The sequence below is a fragment of the Phytopseudomonas daroniae genome (assembly GCF_004327285.1).
GTDB classification, from domain to species: domain Bacteria; phylum Pseudomonadota; class Gammaproteobacteria; order Pseudomonadales; family Pseudomonadaceae; genus Aquipseudomonas; species Aquipseudomonas daroniae.
The window spans coordinates 12,368-30,897 of sequence record NZ_QJUI01000010.1 but is presented as its reverse complement, the minus strand read 5'-3'; the positions used below and the strand labels follow the sequence as shown (position 1 = coordinate 30,897).

The following is an 18,530-nucleotide window of genomic DNA, read 5'->3' as shown; positions in this document are numbered from 1 at the left end:
AAACCCGGCCTTCGCGCCGGGTTTTTTGTGCCTGCCATTCAGGCTCGCCGTAAATGGCGCCCTAAATGGCTACCGGCTATTTTCGTAAATCTGCTCAGCGTGGGCTGGTAGACAGCCGTCGGGCTACCGATCACTCGTCGCGGCCGTCCATCATGGTGCGCTTGAGTATCACGTAGACCGCTCCGGTACCGCCGTGCTTGGCGATGCAGGAGGTGAAACCGAGCACTTGCGGGTGCTGGCGCAGCCAGGTATTCACGTGGCTCTTGATCATCGGCTTGCGGCCGTCGGTGCGTACCGCCTTGCCGTGGGTCACCCGTACGCAGCGAACTTCCAGCTTGGTAGCCTCGGCGAGGAATTCCCAGAGGGTGTCGCGGGCCTTTTCCACGCTCATGCCGTGCAAGTCGAGGCTGCCGTCGAACGGGATCTGGCCGAGCTTGAGTTTGCGCATCTGGCCGTCCTGCACGCCATTGCCGGCCCAGTACAGGGCGTCTTCGGCGCCAACGTCGATGACGAACTGATCGGACAGGCCATCGACCTTGATGGTGTCGGTACTTAGCGTCGCGGCCTGGCGCAGGGTAGCCAGGCGCGCACGGTCGCTCTTCGGCTTGCCGGTGTCGGCGCGATCATGCTTGATCGGCTTCACGCCTTGCAGCTGAGCCTTGAACAGGGAAAAGTCGTCGTCTTGCATCGGAGCCTCCGCAGGGGAAGCCAAGTTTACCAAGCGGGAAGAGGCGGGTCAGTCGCGTTTCTTCATCAGATGCGGCGACATGGCCAGACCGGCTGTGCTCTGACGCATGCGGCGACGGCATTTACGCCAGCCCACTGTGCCGCCCCACAGCAGGATCAGGCCAAGCGCCAGTAGAATGCTGGCGTCGCTGGTGGAGTCGTTCAGGTTGCCGAGGGCTGGTGGCCGCCCCAGCAGGGTAGCGGCCCCCGCCATGGCCAGCAGAATGCCGAATGTCGCGAACAGCGCCGCCAGGGCGGCGGCAACGCGCAGTCGCCAGTGGCCCGATCCTCTCGGGCGTAGGCGGCGGGCATCGAAACCGTCTGATTGCTTCATGGGGCGACATTTCCTCGAAGGATCTTTCCGCTATGACTGACAGGAGCGGGGCGGGTTCAAACCATGCAGCGCCAGGCGCCGCATGTCTGCAGGCTTACACCAGCGCGCTGGCGTCCGGAACCCAGGCTGCGAAGTTGTCGGCCAGGGCGATCATTTCGAAGCGGTGCATTTCGGCGGCGCTGATCACCTTGCCATCGGGCGTCGGCAGGTCGCGGGTCGCGCAGGCTGCATCGACCACGGTGCAGCGATAGCCGTAGTCCTTGGTGGCGCGGATGGTGGTGCTGATGCTGGAGTGGGTCATGAACCCGCAGACGATCAGATCCAGATGACCCAGAGACTGCAGCTTTTCATGCAGGTCGGTACCGGAGAAGGCGTTCGGCATGCGCTTTTCGACGACGATCTCACCGGGTAGCGGTGCCACTTCCGGAAGATGTTCACCACGCGGGCCGCGTGGGTCGAGCAGGCCACCAGGAATGCCCAGGTGTTTGACGTGAACGATGGAGCCGCCCAGGCGGCGTGTGGCATCCAGAAGCTTGGCGATTTCCGCCACGGCTGCATCCAGGCCCGGCAACTGCACCACACCACTGCGATATTCTTCCTGGGCATCAATGACCAGCAGAGTCGCATTGCTCAGATTGGCAGGCGCATGGCCACGACCGGTGAGCTGATAGAACGTTTGCGGGTGGGACGACATGTACGACTCCTTGCTGGCGCGGTTAACGGTACATATTGTCCGCCTGTATGACGCTGCTGTGAACCTCTCTGTTGGTTGTATTGCGATGCAGCTACTTCGGCAACGCCAAGTGAATCGTTTCAGCTCGCTGGGGCACACGGAATGCTGCCATATCGAACGCACAGGGGATGGCGCTGGATTGCCGGGGTAGGCCTGCTAAACTAATGCCTTTTGCCCGGAGCCATGCTGTGACCGATGCCCGCCCAGCCCTGAACACCCGCCTGCGCACGCTGCGCGATTACATCCGCTGGGCCGTGAGCCGCTTTCAGGCAGAGGAGCTGTTCTTCGGTCATGGTACCGACAACGCCTGGGACGAAGCCCGGCAACTGGTGCTGGGTGCCCTGCATCTGCCCTGGGAAATCGCTGACGGCTATCTGGATTGCCGTCTCGAAGAAGATGAGCAGCAGCACCTGCACACCTTGTTGCAGCGGCGCATCGAGGATCGCGTGCCGACCGCCTATCTGCTCGGCGAGGCCTGGTTCTGCGGCTTGCCCTTTATCGTCGATGAGCGGGTACTGGTGCCGCGCTCACCGATCTCCGAACTGATCGAACAGCGTTTCAGCCCGTGGCTGGCCGGTGAACCCGCGCGGATTCTTGACCTGTGCACCGGTTCCGGCTGTATCGGCATCGCCTGCGCCTACGAATTTCTCGACGCCGAAGTGGTACTGGGTGATCTGTCCTTTGATGCGCTGGAAGTGGCCAACCGCAATATCGAGCGCCATGGCCTCGAAGAACGTGTCTACACCGTACAGGGTGACGGCTTCGCCGGTCTGCCGGGGCAGCGTTTCGATCTGATCGTCTCCAACCCGCCCTATGTCGATGCCGAAGACTTCGCCGATATGCCGGCCGAGTACCAGCATGAGCCGGAAATGGGTTTGGCCTGCGGTGACGACGGCCTGGATTTGGTGCGCCGGATGCTGGCGGAAGCGGCCGATCATCTGACCGACAAGGGCCTGCTGATCGTCGAGGTGGGCAACAGCCAGGTGCACGTCGAGACGCTGTATCCCGAGGTGGATTTCGCCTGGCTGGATTTCGCCCGTGGCGGCCACGGCGTGTTCATGCTTTCGGCCGAGCAATGCCGCAAGCACCAGGCGCTGTTCCGCGGGCGCCTCTGAAAACCTGTTCACGATCTCGCAAGCCTGAATCAAGGGTCGCCTGACAGGCCGCTACAAGGCGGAAGCGGCCGGCCGATGACCCGCGTTGAACCATGGATCATGGCCTTCGGCCCCGGATTACGCCTGCGGCTAATCCAGGCTACATTCGTGCCATAGACCCCATAGGACGTAGGGTGGATGACGCTCTTTTCATCCACCATTGCGATCGCTAGGTTGGTGGAAGGATCGGGCCGCGTAGGCAAGCGTCGTCCACCCTACGAATGTCCGCTATCGCCTTCTTTTCTTGCGATCGAATACGTCTGCAGGCGACACGCAGCAGATCGCGAACAGGCTGCTGAGGGCTGCGACTCTGGAATCAGGCCTCACGTCCGCCGCGGCGCAGCAGGTAGCTGTCCATGATCCAGCCATTGGCCTCGCGCGCTGCCGCGCGGGTTTGCACGATACGCTCGGCGACATCGGCCAGCTTGCCCTCGATCAGGATTTCGTCCGGCGTGCCGACATAGGCGCCCCAGTAGATGTGCAGATCCTGATTGACGAGATGGCGATAGCTGTTCTGGGCATCGAGCATCACCACCACGCTGTCCACGCCTGCTGGCCAGCCTTCGCGCAGGCGTCGGCCGGTGGTGATCTGCACGGCACGACCAATCTGGTTCAGTGGAATACGGTGGCGGGCGGTCAGCGCCTGCACGCTGGTGATACCAGGGATTACCTGGTAGTCGAGTCGATGGCCGCTGGCGATCACCCCGTCGAGTATGCGGATGGTGCTGTCGTACAGCGACGGGTCACCCCAGACCAGGAAGGCGCCGGTTTCGCCATCTTTCAGCTGTCCGATCAATTGCTCGAACACCGCCTGTTTGTCGCGATTGAGGCTGTCGATACTGGCGTCATAGTCAGGCGTGTCGCGTTCGCGCTCGGGGTTGCTGGCTTCGGCGATGCGGTACGTGCGACCGGTCTCGATATAGCGTTCGCAGATCAGCCGACGCAGGGCGATCAGTTTGTCCTTGGCCTCGCCCTTGTCGAGGATGAAGAACACGTCGGCCCGGTTGAGGGCCTTGATCGCCTGCATCGTCAGGTAGTCGGGGTCGCCGGCGCCGATGCCGATGATCAGGATGTTTTTCATGCCGCACGTCTCGTTCTTGCCAGAGGCGCGCAGCATATCAGTTAGTCACGCAGCGGCTCGACCTGAGCCGCTGCGTCAACGCCGGGCTATCGGCGGATCGTTACAGCTCTGGCTCAGCCTGCCGCGAGATGCAGGACGTTCTCGGCCTCCGGCTCGGCGACGCCGGCGAGGAACTCGTCGCCCCAGCGGCGGATATCGTTGTAATTGACGATATCGAACAGCTCACGCATCCGCGCACGGGCTTCGGATTTGGGCATGTTCAACGCCAGGTAGCAGGTTTGTGCCAGGTCGGCGGTGTCGTGGGGGTTGGTCAGCAGCGCGCCCTTGAGCTCGGCTGCGGCGCCCGCGAACTCGGACAGTGCGAGCACGCCCTGGCCTTCGAGCAGACCCTGGGTGGCGACGAATTCCTTGGCCACCAGGTTGAGGCCGTCGCGCAGCGGGGTGATCCACATGACGTCGGCCATGGCGTACCAGGCTACCACTTCGTCGAAGGGGAAGCTGCGGAAGAAGAACTGCACCGGCGTCCAGCCGATCCGCGCGAAGCGGCCGTTGATACGGCCCACGGCCTGCTCGATCTGCGATTGCAGCTCGTCGTAGATGGTCATCTCGCGGGCCGCCGGCACGCAGATGCTGACCAGCGTGATCTTTTTGTGCAGCTCCGGATTGTCGGCCAGCAGTCGCTCATAGGCCTGGAGTTTTTCCAGAATACCTTTGGTGTAGTCCAGGCGCTCCACCGACAGCACCAGCTTGATGCCGCGCAGCTCTTCACGCAGGTGCGCCATCTGCTTGCGGGTCTTGTCCTGGGCCAGGGCATTGCGCACACGGTCGATGTCCAGCCCCACCGGGTGAGCGCCAAGTTTGACTACGCGGCTGCCGGTGTCCACGGCGGTGGTCATGCGCTCCAGGCCCACGGCGCAGCCATAGGTGATGAAGCGCGGCGCGCAGTTCTGCCGGCTGATGGTTTGCAGCGGGGTGACACCGCGAGCCACGTCGACGAAGTTTTCCACCTGGCGTGGAATATGGAAGCCGATGTAGTCGCACTGCAGCAGGCTGCCGATGATCTGCCGGCGCCACGGCAGCACGTTGAAGACGTCGGCCGAGGGAAAGTAGGTGTGGTGGAAGAAGGCGATACGCAGATCAGGGCGCATTTCGCGCAGGTAGCCCGGCACCATCCACAGGTTGTAGTCGTGCAGCCAGACGATGGCACCTTCCGCGGCTTCCTTTGCCGTGCGTTCGGCGAAGGCGCGGTTGACCTTGAGAAACACCTGCCAGTCGTCCTCGTCGAAACGCGCACGCTCCCAGAAAGTGTGCAGGGTCGGCCAGAAGGCTTCCTTGGAGAAGCGCTTGTAGAAGATGTCGACTTCTTCCTTGCTCAGCGCCACCCGTGCAGCGGTGAGTTTGGGATAGCGTTCGGCATCCACCGTGGTATGGGTTTCGAAGGGCTCGTCGCCGCCTTCGTCCACTGCCCAGGCAACCCAGGAACCGGGACGCGAATCGCCGAAGAAACTCATCAGCGTGGGAATGATGCCGTTGGGTGAAGTCGGCCGGCGGCGCTGCAGCTTGCCATCGACGCGGTGTTCCTCGTAGGGCAGGCGGTGATAGACCATCACCAGCTCGGCCCGGCCTGGTTTGGTGGCACTGCGTTTTTCCGCGGCGATACCGTGCTCGCCGAGGAAACCGAAATGCACGAATGCCTGAAGAATGCCGCCGCACCCTGAGCGATCCGCCTGCAGGATCCAGGATTGGTGCTCGGTGGCGCGCAGCAGATTCGGTTCGGATTCGCCGACGCAGACGCCTTTGTAGGTGCCGTCGAGCATGTTCAGGTCATTCAGGGTATCGCCACAGGCCAGTACCTGGTCTGCATCCAGTTCCAGCCAGTCGACCAGCGCCTTGAGGCTGCTGCCCTTGTTGACGCCCTTGGGCAGAAAGTCCAGGTAGCGATCCGCGGAGTACAGCAGGTCGCAACCTAGCGTTTCTGCCACCGCCGCCAGGGCCGGGTCGGCTGCCTGCTCAGGCGTGCAGAAGTAGGAGCAGCGGCGCGTCTGGGGCACGTCCTGACGCTCCAGGCCGAAGCCGTCCAGTGCCTGGGCCACCAGGCTTTCGCCCGGCCAGCGGGCATCGACCTGGCCCTGCAGCAGCTGGATCGGTTGCAAGGTGTCGCCATGCACGAAGGTGGCGCCTACGTCGGCGATGATGAAGTCCGGTTGCGGCAAGGTCGGGTCGGCCAACAGCGGTAGCACCGCTTCCAGGCTGCGACCGGTGACGTAGGCCAACTGAATTTCCGGGTGGGCGGCGATGGTTTGGTAAAGGCTCAGACGATCCTCGGGATCGCCAGCGAGAAAGGTTCCATCAAGATCGGTTGCAAGTAACATGCGCTGTCTCCCTGTCCATAAACAAAGTGGTGCAGTGACGCGCCGACATCAGCCGACGAGCAAAGTGGGCGCCTTGGTTGACGCCTCTGTTGTGTAGGCCAGTGCCTACGATGAGGTGACGACACGCTCCTGCGCATCGTCGGGGTTATCGTTGTCCGAGGCGTTGTCGTCGTCCGACGGCGGGGCGTCGGGCATCAGTTCCAGCACGGTATGGCTGGTGCGCAACATCGGCATGAAGTGCGCCTGCTCGCCGGCGACCAGGTCGCTGACGTGACGTAGACGATAGAAGGTGTAGGCCGCCAGCAGCCCCAGGGTAGCGGCGAAATACAGGGGTAGTGCGGCGGCACCGGTGTATTGCATCAGCACGCCGGCGAGCAGCGGCCCACATACGGAGCCGATGCCATTGACCATCAGCAGGCTGCTGGAGCCGGAAAGAATCTCGTCGCTGTGCAGCTGGTCGATCAGCTGCGCCACGGCGATGGGATAGATGGCGAACGACAGTCCGCCAAACACGAACATCAGTGCCAGCAGCGGGCGGCCAGCGGGTAGCAGGCTCATCAACAGGGCCACGACTACCGCCGCGCAGACGACCCAGAACAGCACCCAGCGCCGATCATGAGTGTCGGAGAAACGGCCGATCGGCCATTGCAGCAGGGCGCCGCCGAGAATGGTCGCGCTCATCATCAGGCCGACACCCGCAGCATCGAAACCGTTGAGGCTGGCATACACCGGTGCCATGCCCCAGAAGGCTCCAAGCGCCAGGCCGGAAAGGCCGGCAGCCGCGATGGCCAATGGGGCGATGCTGGCGATCTTGCGCAGGTTGGTGTGCAGGGTTTCCGGCACGCTGGGCTGTGGCTGGCGCGTGAGGGTGATGGGCATCAGCGCGGCACTGATCAGCATCGCAGCCAAGGCGAAGAGCAGGAATTCACCGGGATCGGCCAGGTTCAGCAATTGCTGGGCGGCGGCCAGAGCACCAAGGTTCACCGCCATGTACACGGCGAACATCTGCCCGCGTTTGTCGTTGGGTACCTGGGCGTTGAGCCAGCTCTCGATGACCATGTACAGGCTGACCAAAGCCAGGCCGTAGAGCACACGCAAACCGAGCCAGACCCAGGGATCGACAATCAGTACATGGAGCAGTGCGGTGATGGCGGCGAGGGCGGCACAAAAGGAGAACGCACGGATATGCCCAACGCGACGAACCAGCGGAATCGCTAGCCAGGTGCCAAGGAGAAAACCGACGAAGTACCCGGACATGATCAGTCCGAGCATCCCGGTGGAGTAGCCTTCGGCGACGCCACGCAGGGTCAGTAGAGTGTTGAGCAGACCGTTGCCAAGGAGGAGTAACGCAACCCCACCCAGCAACGAGCTGATAGGGGCAATCAAGGACCACATGGCGAACTACCCTAGGGAACTATGCAGGTGATAGCAAGCAGGAAGCGCGCCAGTGATCTTTGTGATGGTTGGTTAACTATTTGATATGCATGGTTTATTTTTATCGACGAACGGTCTTCTAATTTTTCGGGTCAGGGAATGGCACCATCGCGGGGCGTTGCAGAGCGATTTTTTCCCGTTTTGCGGGCATCTCACTTGCGTCCTTCAGCCACCTCGGCCACCTCATCGGTGCGCGCTGCCATGATGAAATCATTGCGGTGCAGGCCCTTGATCGAGTGGCTCCACCAGGTCACGGTGACCTTGCCCCATTCGGTCAGCAGGGCGGGGTGGTGATTCTCCGTTTCGGCGATCTCGCCCACCGCGTTGGTAAAGTTCAGAGCGTGCTTGAAGGTGCGAAAGGTGTAGGGCCGTTCGAGCTGCATCACGCCATCGCGTACTTCGATGTTCCAGTCGGGAACCTGCTTCAGCAGTTCGGCCAGCTCGGTGTCGCTGACTTTCGGCGCATCGGCGTTGCAGGCTTCGCACTTGGCTTGTTTGAGATCGGTCATAGGGTGCTCCGTGATTCGATGACTGTGTCGTTCAGGTTTGTGTCCGTTCGTACGCCATTGGTTCTGCCTGATTGTCACGGCCGCGCAGATCCTTCTCTGCAAGGTGCTCAATCGCCCGTGACGCGTGCTCCCCGGATTACGCTTGCGGCTAATCCAGGCTACGGGGCTGGATGACTGCTATCGCATCGCCCGCAAGGCTAGGCGCCCCCGCAGCTCCTACATGGTTTTGTGGTGTTTGTGCGGCATTTTCCTGCTCTCACGCCGCCTTGGGCGGAAACTTCGGCGGATGCAGGCCCAGGCGCATGGCCTCCCGTACATGAGCCATGATGTCTTCCTGGGCCAGGGCGAACAGCCGTTGCAGATCCGGCAGCACGAAATACAGCGGCTGCAGGATGTCGATACGGTAGGGCGTGCGCATGGTTTCCACTGGATCGAACGGCAAGTGTTCGGGGTCTGCGGATAGACAGTACACCGCTTCCTTGGGCGACGAGAGAATGCCGCCGCTGTAGATGCGCCGCCCGGCAGGTGTGTCGACCAGGCCGAATTCGATGGTCATCCAGTACAACCGGGCGAGAAACACGCGCTCCTGGGGGCTGGCAGCCAGGCCCAGGCGACCATAAGTGTGAGTGAATTCGGCGAACCAGGGATTGGTCAACAACGGGCAGTGGCCGAATATCTCGTGGAAGATATCCGGCTCCTGCAGGTAGTCCAGTTCCGCTTCTGTGCGGATGAAAGTGGCCACCGGAAACTGCCGGTTGGCGAGCAGCTCGAAGAAGCGCTGGAACGGAATCAGTGCCGGTACCTGAGCGACCTGCCAGCCGGTCGCGGCGTGCAACACGCGGTTGATGTCGGGCAGTTGGGGAATCCGCTCGTGTGGCAGGGCGAGTCTGTCGAGGCCGTCGAGATAGGGTTGGCAGGCCCGTGATTCGATCACCTCGAGTTGCCGCTCGATCAGCGTCTGCCAGGTGCGATGCTCGACCTCGTCATAGTGGATAAAGCCGCTCGCGTCAGGCTGCCTGGCGACGTACTGGCTGGCTTTCATCTGGCAATCTCCCTGGCGCGTTACGGCTCGTCTCGAGGCGGCGGTAGGCATCTGTCGCAGCGCTCCATCCGTGATGGTTACGATGTCGGATATCGACTGGTGGGTTACGCGACGCGTTAAGACCGCTGCAGGAGCACGTCCTGTGACTGGCGTCGCTAACCTGCGCGGCCCGACCCACCCTACGGTGTGCAGCATGGCGCAGGCTGAGGATTGCGCGAGGCGCATGCGCGACCCGTTCGAGCGCCATGGCCGAGGTTTTCGTAAAGAAAGGATTACGTCGCGCGCAAAGCATTGTCGTGGGCTCAGTCGAATCCACTAGACTGGCAAGAAACCTTGACGAAAATAACAAGAGCGGCCGTCATGCGTATCAAGATCCATTGCCAGAACCGTGTTGGAATCCTGCGCGACATTCTCGAACTGCTGGTCGACTACGGTATCAACGTCGCCCGTGGCGAAGTCGGGGGCGAGCAGGGCAATGCCATCTACCTGCATTGCCCCAACCTGATCAATCTGCAATTCCAGGCTCTGCGCCCCAAGCTCGAAGCCATCACCGGCGTGTTCGGCGTCAAGCGCGTGGGGCTGATGCCCAGCGAGCGCCGCCATCTGGAGCTCAACGCCTTGCTTGGTGCGCTGGAGTTTCCGGTGTTGTCCATCGATATGGCTGGCAGCATCGTCGCCGCCAACCGGGCCGCCGCGCAGTTGCTCGGTGTGCGGGTGGACGAGGTGCCGGGTATCGCGCTGTCGCATTACACCGAGGATTTCGATTTGCCGGAGCTGGTGCGGGCCAACAGGTCGCGTATCAATGGCCTGCGGGTCAAGGTGTGTGGCGATGTGTTCCTTGCCGATATCGCACCGCTGCAAACCGAACACGATGAAAGCGAGGCCATGGCTGGCGCGGTGCTGACCCTGCACCGCGCCGATCGTGTCGGCGAGCGCATCTACCAGGTGCGCAAGCAGGAGCTGCGCGGCTTCGACAGCATCTTCCAGAGCTCGAAAGTGATGGCCGCGGTGGTACGCGAGGCGCGGCGCATGGCACCACTGGACGCGCCGCTGTTGATCGAGGGCGAAACCGGTACCGGCAAGGAACTGCTGGCCCGCGCCTGCCACCTGGCCAGCCCGCGGGGACAGTCGCCGTTCATGGCGCTCAACTGTGCCGGGTTGCCCGAGTCCATGGCCGAAACCGAGCTGTTCGGCTATGGCCCCGGCGCCTTCGAAGGCGCCCGCCCCGAAGGCAAGCTCGGCTTGCTGGAGCTGACTGCTGGCGGAACGCTGTTTCTCGATGCCGTCGCCGAGATGAGCCCGCGCCTGCAGGCCAAGCTGCTGCGCTTCCTGCAGGATGGCTGCTTCCGCCGGGTCGGCAGCGATGAAGAGGTCTACCTCGATGTGCGGGTAACCTGCGCCACCCAGGTAGACCTGTCCGAGCTGTGTGCCCGCGGTGAGTTTCGCGAGGATCTGTACCACCGCCTCAACGTGCTCAGTCTGCATATTCCGCCGCTACGCGAATGCCTGGACGGTCTGCAGCCACTGGTCGAGCACTTTCTCGACCGCGCCAGCCGGCAGATCGGTTGCCCTTTGCCGACCCTGGCGCCGACAGCATTGGAAAAGCTCGGTCGCTACCACTGGCCGGGCAATGTGCGGCAGTTGGAGAACGCGCTGTTCCAGGCGGTTTCGCTGTGCGAAGGCGGGGTGGTGAAGCCAGAGCATATTCGCCTGCCAGGCTACGGGGCGGCCCAACCGCTCGGCGACTTCTCCCTGGAGGGCGGGCTGGACGCTATCGTCGGGCGCTTCGAGAAGGCCGTGCTGGAGCGCTTGCACGGTGAGTTCCCGAGCAGTCGCCTGCTCGGCAAACGCCTGGGCGTGTCCCACACCACCATTGCCAACAAGCTGCGCGAGCATGGGATCGGGCGGGAAGGTCAGTAGCTATATTTCAACGAGCTCATGACGTTGCGTACTGGGCCGTGAAGGATGAATTGGGGTGCCCAGTGAGGCGTGATCCGTAAACCCGTAGGGCGTATTAGCCGAAGGCGTAATCCGCCGCAAGAAAGCGGCATCATCGTGTTCCCAAACATCTACGACTCCCAACCAAACCCGCTATTCAGGCTTCTGGCAACAAGGTCGCAATCAACGCCCGCACGCTGCCCGGCAACGCTTCGAGGTCGCGTACCAGCATGCTGCGTTCGCGTATCGCCCAGGGTTCGTTCAGTTCGATGGTATGCAGTTTCATGGTGCGGCGATGCCGGCTGGCGGCGGACTCGGGGATGATGCCGATACCGACGTTGGCTTCGACCATGCGGCAAATGGCTTCGAAGCTGGACATCTGGATGCGCAGCGACAGGGTGCCGCCGAGGGTTTCCACGTGTTCACGCAGGAAGGTCAGCAGGGTACTGCCGTCGTGCAGGCCGATGTGCTGGTACTGCAGGGTGTCGCGCAGGCTGACCTTGTCGCGGCCCGCCAGGGGGTGGTTGTCCGGCACCACCAGCACCAGGCGGTCGGTGCTGAAGTGCAGCACCTGCAGGCCGGCGGCTTCTACCGGGCCGGCGATGATGCCCAGATCCGCGCCGCCATCGAGTACGCCGCGCACGATATCGCGACTCAGGCGCTCCTGCAGATCCACGGTTACGCCAGGGCGACCGGCCAGGAAACCGGCCAGCACTTCGGGCAGGAATTCGGTCACTGCCGTGGTGTTGGCGAAGATGCGGATATGCCCTGCCGAGTCACTGCCGTATTCGGTGAACTCGCTTTTCAGATAGTCGACCTGACGCATGATCAACCGCGCGTGCTGCAGCAGGCGCTGACCGGAGGGTGTCAGTTCCACGCCACGGCTGTCGCGGTACAGCAGGCGGGTGGCGAGCTGGCCTTCCAGTGCCTTGATGCGCGCGCTGGCCGCAGCGGGCGAGAGCGAGGCACGCCGTGCGCCCTGTGTCAGGCTAGGCGATTCGGCGATATGGATGAAGAGGCGCAGATCCGGCAGATCGAAGTGCATGGCGGAAAATCCCCGTAGGAGCCCGCTTGCGGGCGATACAAATTCTTGTCGCGACTCCAGCCTGGATTTCACCACCGCTATCGCCAGCAGGGTCAGGCATCCCCGCTGTTCCTGCAGCGCGTATCCAGCGAGTCATGTTTGCTGCGCGACAGACTACTTCCTACAAACTTGGTGTTCAGCATAACCGAACGCCGGCTTATGCAAATGCAAATTCACAGAACGATAAGCGAATTGCATGCTGGCAGCACATAACAAGACAGCTGGAACCCACCATGAGCGACTCTGCTTTTTCCGCCTGGATCGGCCGCACCGAAGAATCCCATGATCAACTGAGCCGCAACCTGGTCAAGCGCATCGCCGCGACCCTGGGCGAAGACACTCCCGCCCACGGCGAGGCCTTGCCGCCGCTGTGGCACTGGGCGTTTTTTCAGGATCCCATCGCCGAAAGCGCTCTGGGTGGTGACGGCCACCCGGCGCGAGGCGGCTTCCTGCCACCGGCGGACAACCGCAACCGTATGTGGGCCGGCGGCCGTGTCGAGTTCATCGCTGCGCTGCGGGTGGGCGGCGAGGCTACCCGCGTGTCGACCATCAAGCACATCGAAGAAAAGCACGGTCGTACCGGAGCACTGCTGTTCGTCACCGTGCAGCACGACTACCTGCAGGACGGCGAACTGGCCATCCGCGAAGAGCAGGATATCGTCTACCGCGAACCCAGCCCGCCCAAGAGCGGAGGGGGCGAAGCACTGCCGGCGGGCGACTGGCGCGAGGCCGTGGTGCCCAGCCCGACCCTGCTGTTCCGCTATTCCGCGGTGACCTTCAATGGCCACCGCATCCATTACGACTGGCCCTATGTCACCGGCACCGAAGGCTACGCCGGTCTGGTAGTGCATGGCCCATTGATCGCCACGCTCAACCTGCGCGCCTTCTGCCGCGCCAACCCGCAGACCCGCCTGCGCCGCTTCGCCTATCGCGGCGTGCGCCCGCTGATTGCGCCGCAGCCCTTCGAGGTGGCCGGGCGGATAACCGCGCCGGGCAAGGCGCAGTTGTGGGCCGGTAACGACGCCGGTATGGCCCAACAGGCCGATGTGGAATTCGAATGACCGATGCCGAGTAGGGTGGATCACGCTCTACCGATCCACCAGGTGGCGTTTTGGTGGATGTAAAAAGCGACAGCTACACGCCCCGATCCACCCTACGGCTGAAGCAACAAGAACAATCGAGGAAATCAAGATGACCCCGGAACAGAGCGAAGAACTGAATTTCATCCGCGAAGGCGTGCGTGGCCTGTGCGCCGAATTCCCCGCCGAATACTGGCGCAAGATCGACGAGGAAAAAGGCTTTCCGGAAGCCTTCGTCAAGGCGCTGACCGAAGCCGGCTGGCTCTCTGCGATGATCCCGGAAGAGTACGGCGGTTCCGGCCTGGGCCTGGCCGAAGCCTCGGTGATCCTCGAGGAAGTGAACCGCTGCGGCGGCAACTCCGGCACCATCCACGGGCAGATGTACAACATGTTCACCCTGCTGCGTAACGGCAGCGATGAGCAGAAAAGCTACTACCTGCCGAAGCTGGCCAGCGGCGAGCTGCGCCTGCAGTCGATGGCGGTCACCGAGCCGACCACCGGCACCGATACCACCAGGATCAAGACCACGGCGGTGCGCCAGGGCGACAAGTACGTGGTCAACGGGCAGAAGGTGTGGATCTCGCGCGTCCAGCATTCCGACCTGATGATCCTGCTGGCGCGCACCACGCCGCTGGCCGAGGTGACGAAGAAGGTCGACGGCATGTCGATCTTCCTGGTCGACCTGCGCCAGGCCATCGGCAACGGCCTGACCGTGCAGCCGATCGCCAACATGGTCAACCACGAGACCAACGAGCTGTTCTTCGACAACCTGGAAATTCCTGCCAGCAGCCTGATCGGCGAAGAGGGCAAGGGCTTTCGCTACATCCTCGACGGCCTGAATGCCGAGCGTACCCTGATCGCCGCCGAGTGCATCGGCGATGGCCGCTGGTTCATCGAGAAAGCCAGCGCCTATGCCCGCGACCGCGAAGTGTTCGGTCGCCCTATCGGCCAGAACCAGGGCGTGCAGTTCCCTATCGCCAAGGCGCATATCGAGGTCGAGGCCGCCGACCTGATGCGCTGGCGCGCCTGCGAGCAGTATGACCGTGGCGAGAACGCCGGGGCCAGCGCCAACATGGCCAAATACCTGGCGGCGGAAGCCTCCTGGGCCGCGGCCAACGCCTGCCTGCAGACCCACGGCGGCTTTGGCTTCGCCAATGAATACGACGTCGAGCGCAAGTTCCGCGAGACCCGCCTGTACCAGGTGGCGCCGATCTCCACCAACCTGATCATGTCTTACGTGGCCGAGCACCTGCTCGAACTGCCACGCAGCTTCTGAGGAGTCCGAAATGAGCCATACCCAGGCCCTGGCGGGTTTCCTCGCCGACCTTGATTACGAGCAGATTCCAGCCCAGGTTCTGGATCGCACCGAAGACCTGTTTCTCGACTGGCTCGGCTCGGCCCTGGCCAGCGAAGGTGCACGGCCGATTCCGCTGTTCGAAGCCTATGCGCAGAAGATGGGCCCGGCCGATGGCCCGGCACGTATCCTGGTCAATGGCCGTGGCACCTCGGCGTACTTCGCGGCACTGGTCAACGGCGCGTCTTCCCATCTGGTGGAGCAGGATGACCTGCACAACAGCTCGGTACTGCACCCGGCCACCGTGGTATTCCCGGCGGCCCTGGCCGCAGCGCAGGATCTGGGCAAGTCCGGCCGTGAGCTGTTACTGGCTTCGGTGGCCGGCTACGAGGCGGGCATTCGCATCGGTGAATTCCTTGGCCGTTCCCACTACCGCATCTTCCACACCACGGCCACGGTCGGCACCCTGGCCGCAGCCGTGGCGGTGGGCAAGCTGCTGAACTTCGACCAGAAGCAGTTCGTCCACCTGCTCGGCAACGCCGGTACCCAGGCCGCCGGGCTCTGGGAGTTCCTGCGCGACGCCGCCGATTCCAAGCAGTTGCACACCGCCAAGGCCGCCGCCGATGGCCTGCTGGCCGCGTACTTCACCGAGCAGGGCCTGACCGGCGCGCAGAACATTCTGGAGGGCGAGCAGGGCATGGCTGCGGGCATGTCCAGCGATGCCGACCCGAGCAAACTGTCGGATCGCCTCGGCAGCCGCTGGGCGCTGGTGGAAACCTCGTTCAAGTTCCACGCCTCCTGTCGCCACACTCATCCGGCCGCCGATGCGCTGCTGGATCTGATGCAGCGCGAGGGTCTGTGCCATGGCGACATCGCACAAGTGATCACCCATGTGCACCAGGGTGCCATCGATGTGCTCGGCCGTGTAGTGGTGCCGCAGACCGTGCACCAGGCCAAGTTCTCCATGGGCACCGTGCTTGGCCTGATCGCCGTGCATGGCAAGGCGCAGCTCACCGAATTCGAGAACCTGTCGCTCACCGATGAGGACGTCGCCAGGTTCCGCGACAAGGTCAGCATGCGCCTCGATCCCGAGGTGGACGCCGCCTATCCGGCGCGCTGGCTGGGCCGGGTCGAGGTGCTCACCCGCGATGGCCGCACCTTGCACGGCGCCATCGACGAGCCCAAGGGCGATCCGGGCAACACGCTCAGCCGCGTCGAACTGGAAGACAAATTCCGTCGCCTGCTGGCATTCGCCGGCAAGCGCAGCAGCTTTGATGCGGGTGAGCTGATCGCCAAGGTCTGGCGCCTGCGTGAGACGGATGATCTGAGCAACCTGGCCTGACGGCAGGGGCGGACTTCTGCCATCGCCGACATTTTCCGGTGGATCGATAAAGCGCGATCCACCCTACGGAAAGGATCTGGATATGAACAACGCACAACAACCCCGTCCGCTCGATGGCATCACCGTGGTCAGCCTGGAACACGCCATTGCGGCGCCGTTCTGCACCCGCCAGCTTGCCGACATGGGCGCTCGGGTGATCAAGGTCGAGCGCCCCGGTAGCGGCGACTTCGCGCGCGGCTATGACGAGCGGGTCAATGGCCTGGCTTCGCACTTCGTGTGGACCAACCGTTCCAAGGAAAGCCTGACCCTCGACCTCAAGCAGGACGGTGCCGGCGATGTACTCGACAGCCTGCTGGAAAAGGCCGACGTGCTGGTACAGAACCTGGCACCGGGGGCGGCGGCGCGCATGGGCTTGTCGTTCGAGGCGCTGCACGAGCGTTTTCCCAAGCTGATCGTCTGCGACATTTCCGGCTACGGCGAAGGCGGCAGCTACGAGAAGAAAAAGGCCTACGACCTGCTGATCCAGAGCGAGGGCGGTTTCCTGTCGGTCACCGGCGGAGCAGACGACGATCAACTGGCCAAGGCCGGGTGCTCCATCGCCGATATCGCCGCCGGCATGTACGCCTACAGCAGCATCCTCTCGGCGTTGTTGCTGCGCGGCAAGACCGGCCTGGGCAGCCGCATCGACGTGAGCATGCTCGAGAGCCTGGTCGAGTGGATGGGCTATCCCCTGTATTACGCGTACGACGGTGCCACGCCGCCGCCGCGTGCCGGGGCCGCTCACTCGACCATCTACCCCTACGGCCCGTTTCCCGCCGGTGACGGCGGCACGGTGATGCTCGGCCTGCAGAACGAGCGCGAATGGCAGGCCTTCTGCGAGCTGGTGCTGTTGCAGCCGGAGCTGGCGACCGATGAGCGTTTCTCGGCCAACTTCAAGCGCTCGGCCAACCGCGAGGCGCTGCGCGCGATCATCGTCGAAACCTTCGCTGCGCTCAGCGCCGAGCAGGTGATCGAGCGACTCGAACAGGCTCAGATCGCCAACGCCCACGTCAATGACATGGCTGGTGTCTGGGCTCATCCGCAGCTCAAGGCCCGCGACCGCTGGCGCCAGGTCGGCAGCCCGGCCGGCACGCTGCCCGCACTGCTGCCGCCAGGCAGCAACAGCGCCTTCAGCCCACGCATGGATGCCGTACCCGGATTGGGCGAGCACACCGAGGCGTTGTTGGCGGAGCTGGGCTACAGCGGTACGGCGATCACCGGCCTGAGAGCCAGCGGAGCGATCTGACACGTTGTCCACGATTTTGCGGGCTGGACAGTTGGAGTTGGCCATTGCAAGGCCGGGAACGGACGTAGGATGGGTGAAACCCATCGGTATATTGATGGGTTTCACCCATCCTACGAGCTAAAGCACCTCCCACAGTCCAGGGTGTAGGGTGGACAACGCTCTTTTTGTCCACCATTGCGAGAGCGGTGGACGGATAAAGCGTCGTCCACGAATGGCCGCTTCGCCTTTCTGCAGTCGTACATCGTGAACAGTTTCAACCCTATTTCCCATTGACCCCATGGGGCCAGGAAGCAGTCTTTATGAGCACACCCATTGTCCGTTCCGCCCTGTTCGTCCCGGCCTCCCGGCCGGAGCGTATTCCCAAGGCCCTGGCCAGCGGTGCCGACGCGGTCATCGTCGACCTCGAGGACGCCGTGCAGGAAAGCCTCAAGGTCGAGGCCCGGGCCAACCTGGATGCCTTTCTCGGCGGCCATCCCCAGGCTCGGCTGCTGGTACGCATCAATTCGCCCGAGCATGCCGGGCACGCTGAAGATATCGCCTTGTGTCAGCGCCATGCCGGCGTTGTCGGCGTACTGCTGCCCAAGGTGGAAAGCGCCGCCCAGGTGGCGCGGGTCGCAGACGCCGGCAAGCCCATATGGCCGATCATCGAAAGTGCCCGCGGCCTGCATCACCTGTCAGACATTGCCGCTGCGGCAGGTGTCGAGCGGCTGTCGTTCGGGGGACTGGATCTGGGGCTCGACCTGGGACTGAACAGCGGCACGGCGGCAGCCGAGCGTATTCTCGATCAGGCCCGTTACGCAGTTCTGCTGCACAGCCGTCTGGCCAATCTGGCCGCGCCGCTGGATAGCGTATTTCCCGCCATCCAGGATCAGGCCGGTCTCGACCGCGCCAGCCGTGACGCCCGCGATATGGGCTTCGGCGGGCTACTGTGCATTCATCCCAGCCAGGTCGCCGTGGTGCATCAGGCCCTGGCGCCTTCTGCTGAAGAGTTGGCCTGGGCGCGTCGGGTATTGCAGGCCGGCGAAGGCGGCGACGGTGTTTTCGTGGTCGATGGGCAAATGGTCGATGCGCCCGTTGTTGGCCGTGCCAGGCGCATCGTCGAGCGTGCCGGTTAAGGCCTTGC

At 63.2% G+C, this 18,530-nt stretch carries 16 protein-coding genes; 7 read left to right on the top strand and 9 right to left on the bottom strand.

Features of this window, described 5'->3' with window-relative positions:
* Positions 1-130: 130 nt before the first annotated feature.
* From DNK06_RS12590 to DNK06_RS12580, 3 genes are all read right to left on the bottom strand, one after another.
* A complete protein-coding gene (locus DNK06_RS12590; RefSeq protein WP_131180365.1) occupies positions 131-688 on the bottom strand; it encodes a Smr/MutS family protein in 558 nt (185 codons plus the stop codon).
* 48 nt (positions 689-736) lie between these two features.
* The gene (locus DNK06_RS12585) at positions 737-1,060 is read right to left on the bottom strand and encodes a hypothetical protein (RefSeq protein ID WP_131180364.1); all 324 of its coding nucleotides are present in this window, start codon (positions 1,058-1,060) and stop codon (positions 737-739) included.
* A gap of 94 nt (positions 1,061-1,154) precedes the next feature.
* Entirely contained in the window at positions 1,155-1,754 is a 600-nt protein-coding gene (locus DNK06_RS12580) for a cysteine hydrolase family protein (protein ID WP_131180363.1), read from the bottom strand.
* Between the two features lie 227 nt (positions 1,755-1,981).
* Between DNK06_RS12580 and prmB the strand changes: the two genes are divergently transcribed.
* Entirely contained in the window at positions 1,982-2,908 is a 927-nt protein-coding gene (prmB, locus tag DNK06_RS12575) for a 50S ribosomal protein L3 N(5)-glutamine methyltransferase (RefSeq protein ID WP_423228055.1), read from the top strand.
* A gap of 355 nt (positions 2,909-3,263) precedes the next feature.
* Here the strand turns inward: prmB and cobF are convergent, their stop codons facing one another.
* The 5 genes from cobF to phhA form a co-directional block, all read right to left on the bottom strand.
* Complete coding sequence (gene cobF, locus DNK06_RS12570) at positions 3,264-4,028, bottom strand: precorrin-6A synthase (deacetylating) (RefSeq protein ID WP_131180361.1); 765 nt, start codon at positions 4,026-4,028, stop codon at positions 3,264-3,266.
* A gap of 113 nt (positions 4,029-4,141) precedes the next feature.
* Complete coding sequence (ggpS, locus tag DNK06_RS12565; protein ID WP_131180360.1) at positions 4,142-6,400, bottom strand: glucosylglycerol-phosphate synthase; 2,259 nt, start codon at positions 6,398-6,400, stop codon at positions 4,142-4,144.
* A gap of 105 nt (positions 6,401-6,505) precedes the next feature.
* Positions 6,506-7,795 (bottom strand): MFS transporter, encoded by a 1,290-nt coding sequence (locus tag DNK06_RS12560; protein ID WP_131180359.1) that lies wholly within the window; start codon positions 7,793-7,795, stop codon positions 6,506-6,508.
* 191 nt (positions 7,796-7,986) lie between these two features.
* Positions 7,987-8,343, bottom strand: a complete 357-nt coding sequence (locus tag DNK06_RS12555) for a 4a-hydroxytetrahydrobiopterin dehydratase (protein WP_131180358.1) — start codon at positions 8,341-8,343, stop codon at positions 7,987-7,989.
* 256 nt (positions 8,344-8,599) lie between these two features.
* The gene (gene phhA / locus DNK06_RS12550; RefSeq protein ID WP_242674660.1) at positions 8,600-9,385 is read right to left on the bottom strand and encodes a phenylalanine 4-monooxygenase; all 786 of its coding nucleotides are present in this window, start codon (positions 9,383-9,385) and stop codon (positions 8,600-8,602) included.
* Between the two features lie 360 nt (positions 9,386-9,745).
* Here phhA and DNK06_RS12545 point away from each other — a divergent pair, with 360 nt between their 5' ends.
* Complete coding sequence (locus DNK06_RS12545) at positions 9,746-11,305, top strand: sigma-54-dependent transcriptional regulator (RefSeq protein WP_131180356.1); 1,560 nt, start codon at positions 9,746-9,748, stop codon at positions 11,303-11,305.
* 175 nt (positions 11,306-11,480) lie between these two features.
* Here the strand turns inward: DNK06_RS12545 and DNK06_RS12540 are convergent, their stop codons facing one another.
* Complete coding sequence (locus DNK06_RS12540; RefSeq protein ID WP_131180355.1) at positions 11,481-12,368, bottom strand: LysR substrate-binding domain-containing protein; 888 nt, start codon at positions 12,366-12,368, stop codon at positions 11,481-11,483.
* A gap of 272 nt (positions 12,369-12,640) precedes the next feature.
* Between DNK06_RS12540 and DNK06_RS12535 the strand changes: the two genes are divergently transcribed.
* The 5 genes from DNK06_RS12535 to DNK06_RS12515 all read left to right on the top strand — a co-directional run bounded on the left by DNK06_RS12535 (position 12,641) and on the right by DNK06_RS12515 (position 18,522).
* Positions 12,641-13,468, top strand: coding sequence for an HTD2 family dehydratase (locus tag DNK06_RS12535; RefSeq protein ID WP_131180354.1), 828 nt, complete (start codon positions 12,641-12,643; stop codon positions 13,466-13,468).
* A gap of 130 nt (positions 13,469-13,598) precedes the next feature.
* Positions 13,599-14,762, top strand: coding sequence for an acyl-CoA dehydrogenase family protein (locus tag DNK06_RS12530; RefSeq protein ID WP_131180353.1), 1,164 nt, complete (start codon positions 13,599-13,601; stop codon positions 14,760-14,762).
* Between the two features lie 10 nt (positions 14,763-14,772).
* Positions 14,773-16,122 (top strand): MmgE/PrpD family protein, encoded by a 1,350-nt coding sequence (locus DNK06_RS12525; RefSeq protein ID WP_131180352.1) that lies wholly within the window; start codon positions 14,773-14,775, stop codon positions 16,120-16,122.
* 82 nt (positions 16,123-16,204) lie between these two features.
* Positions 16,205-17,407, top strand: a complete 1,203-nt coding sequence (locus tag DNK06_RS12520; RefSeq protein WP_131180351.1) for a CaiB/BaiF CoA transferase family protein — start codon at positions 16,205-16,207, stop codon at positions 17,405-17,407.
* Between the two features lie 299 nt (positions 17,408-17,706).
* Positions 17,707-18,522, top strand: coding sequence for an HpcH/HpaI aldolase/citrate lyase family protein (locus DNK06_RS12515; RefSeq protein ID WP_131180350.1), 816 nt, complete (start codon positions 17,707-17,709; stop codon positions 18,520-18,522).
* Positions 18,523-18,530: the final 8 nt, after the last annotated feature.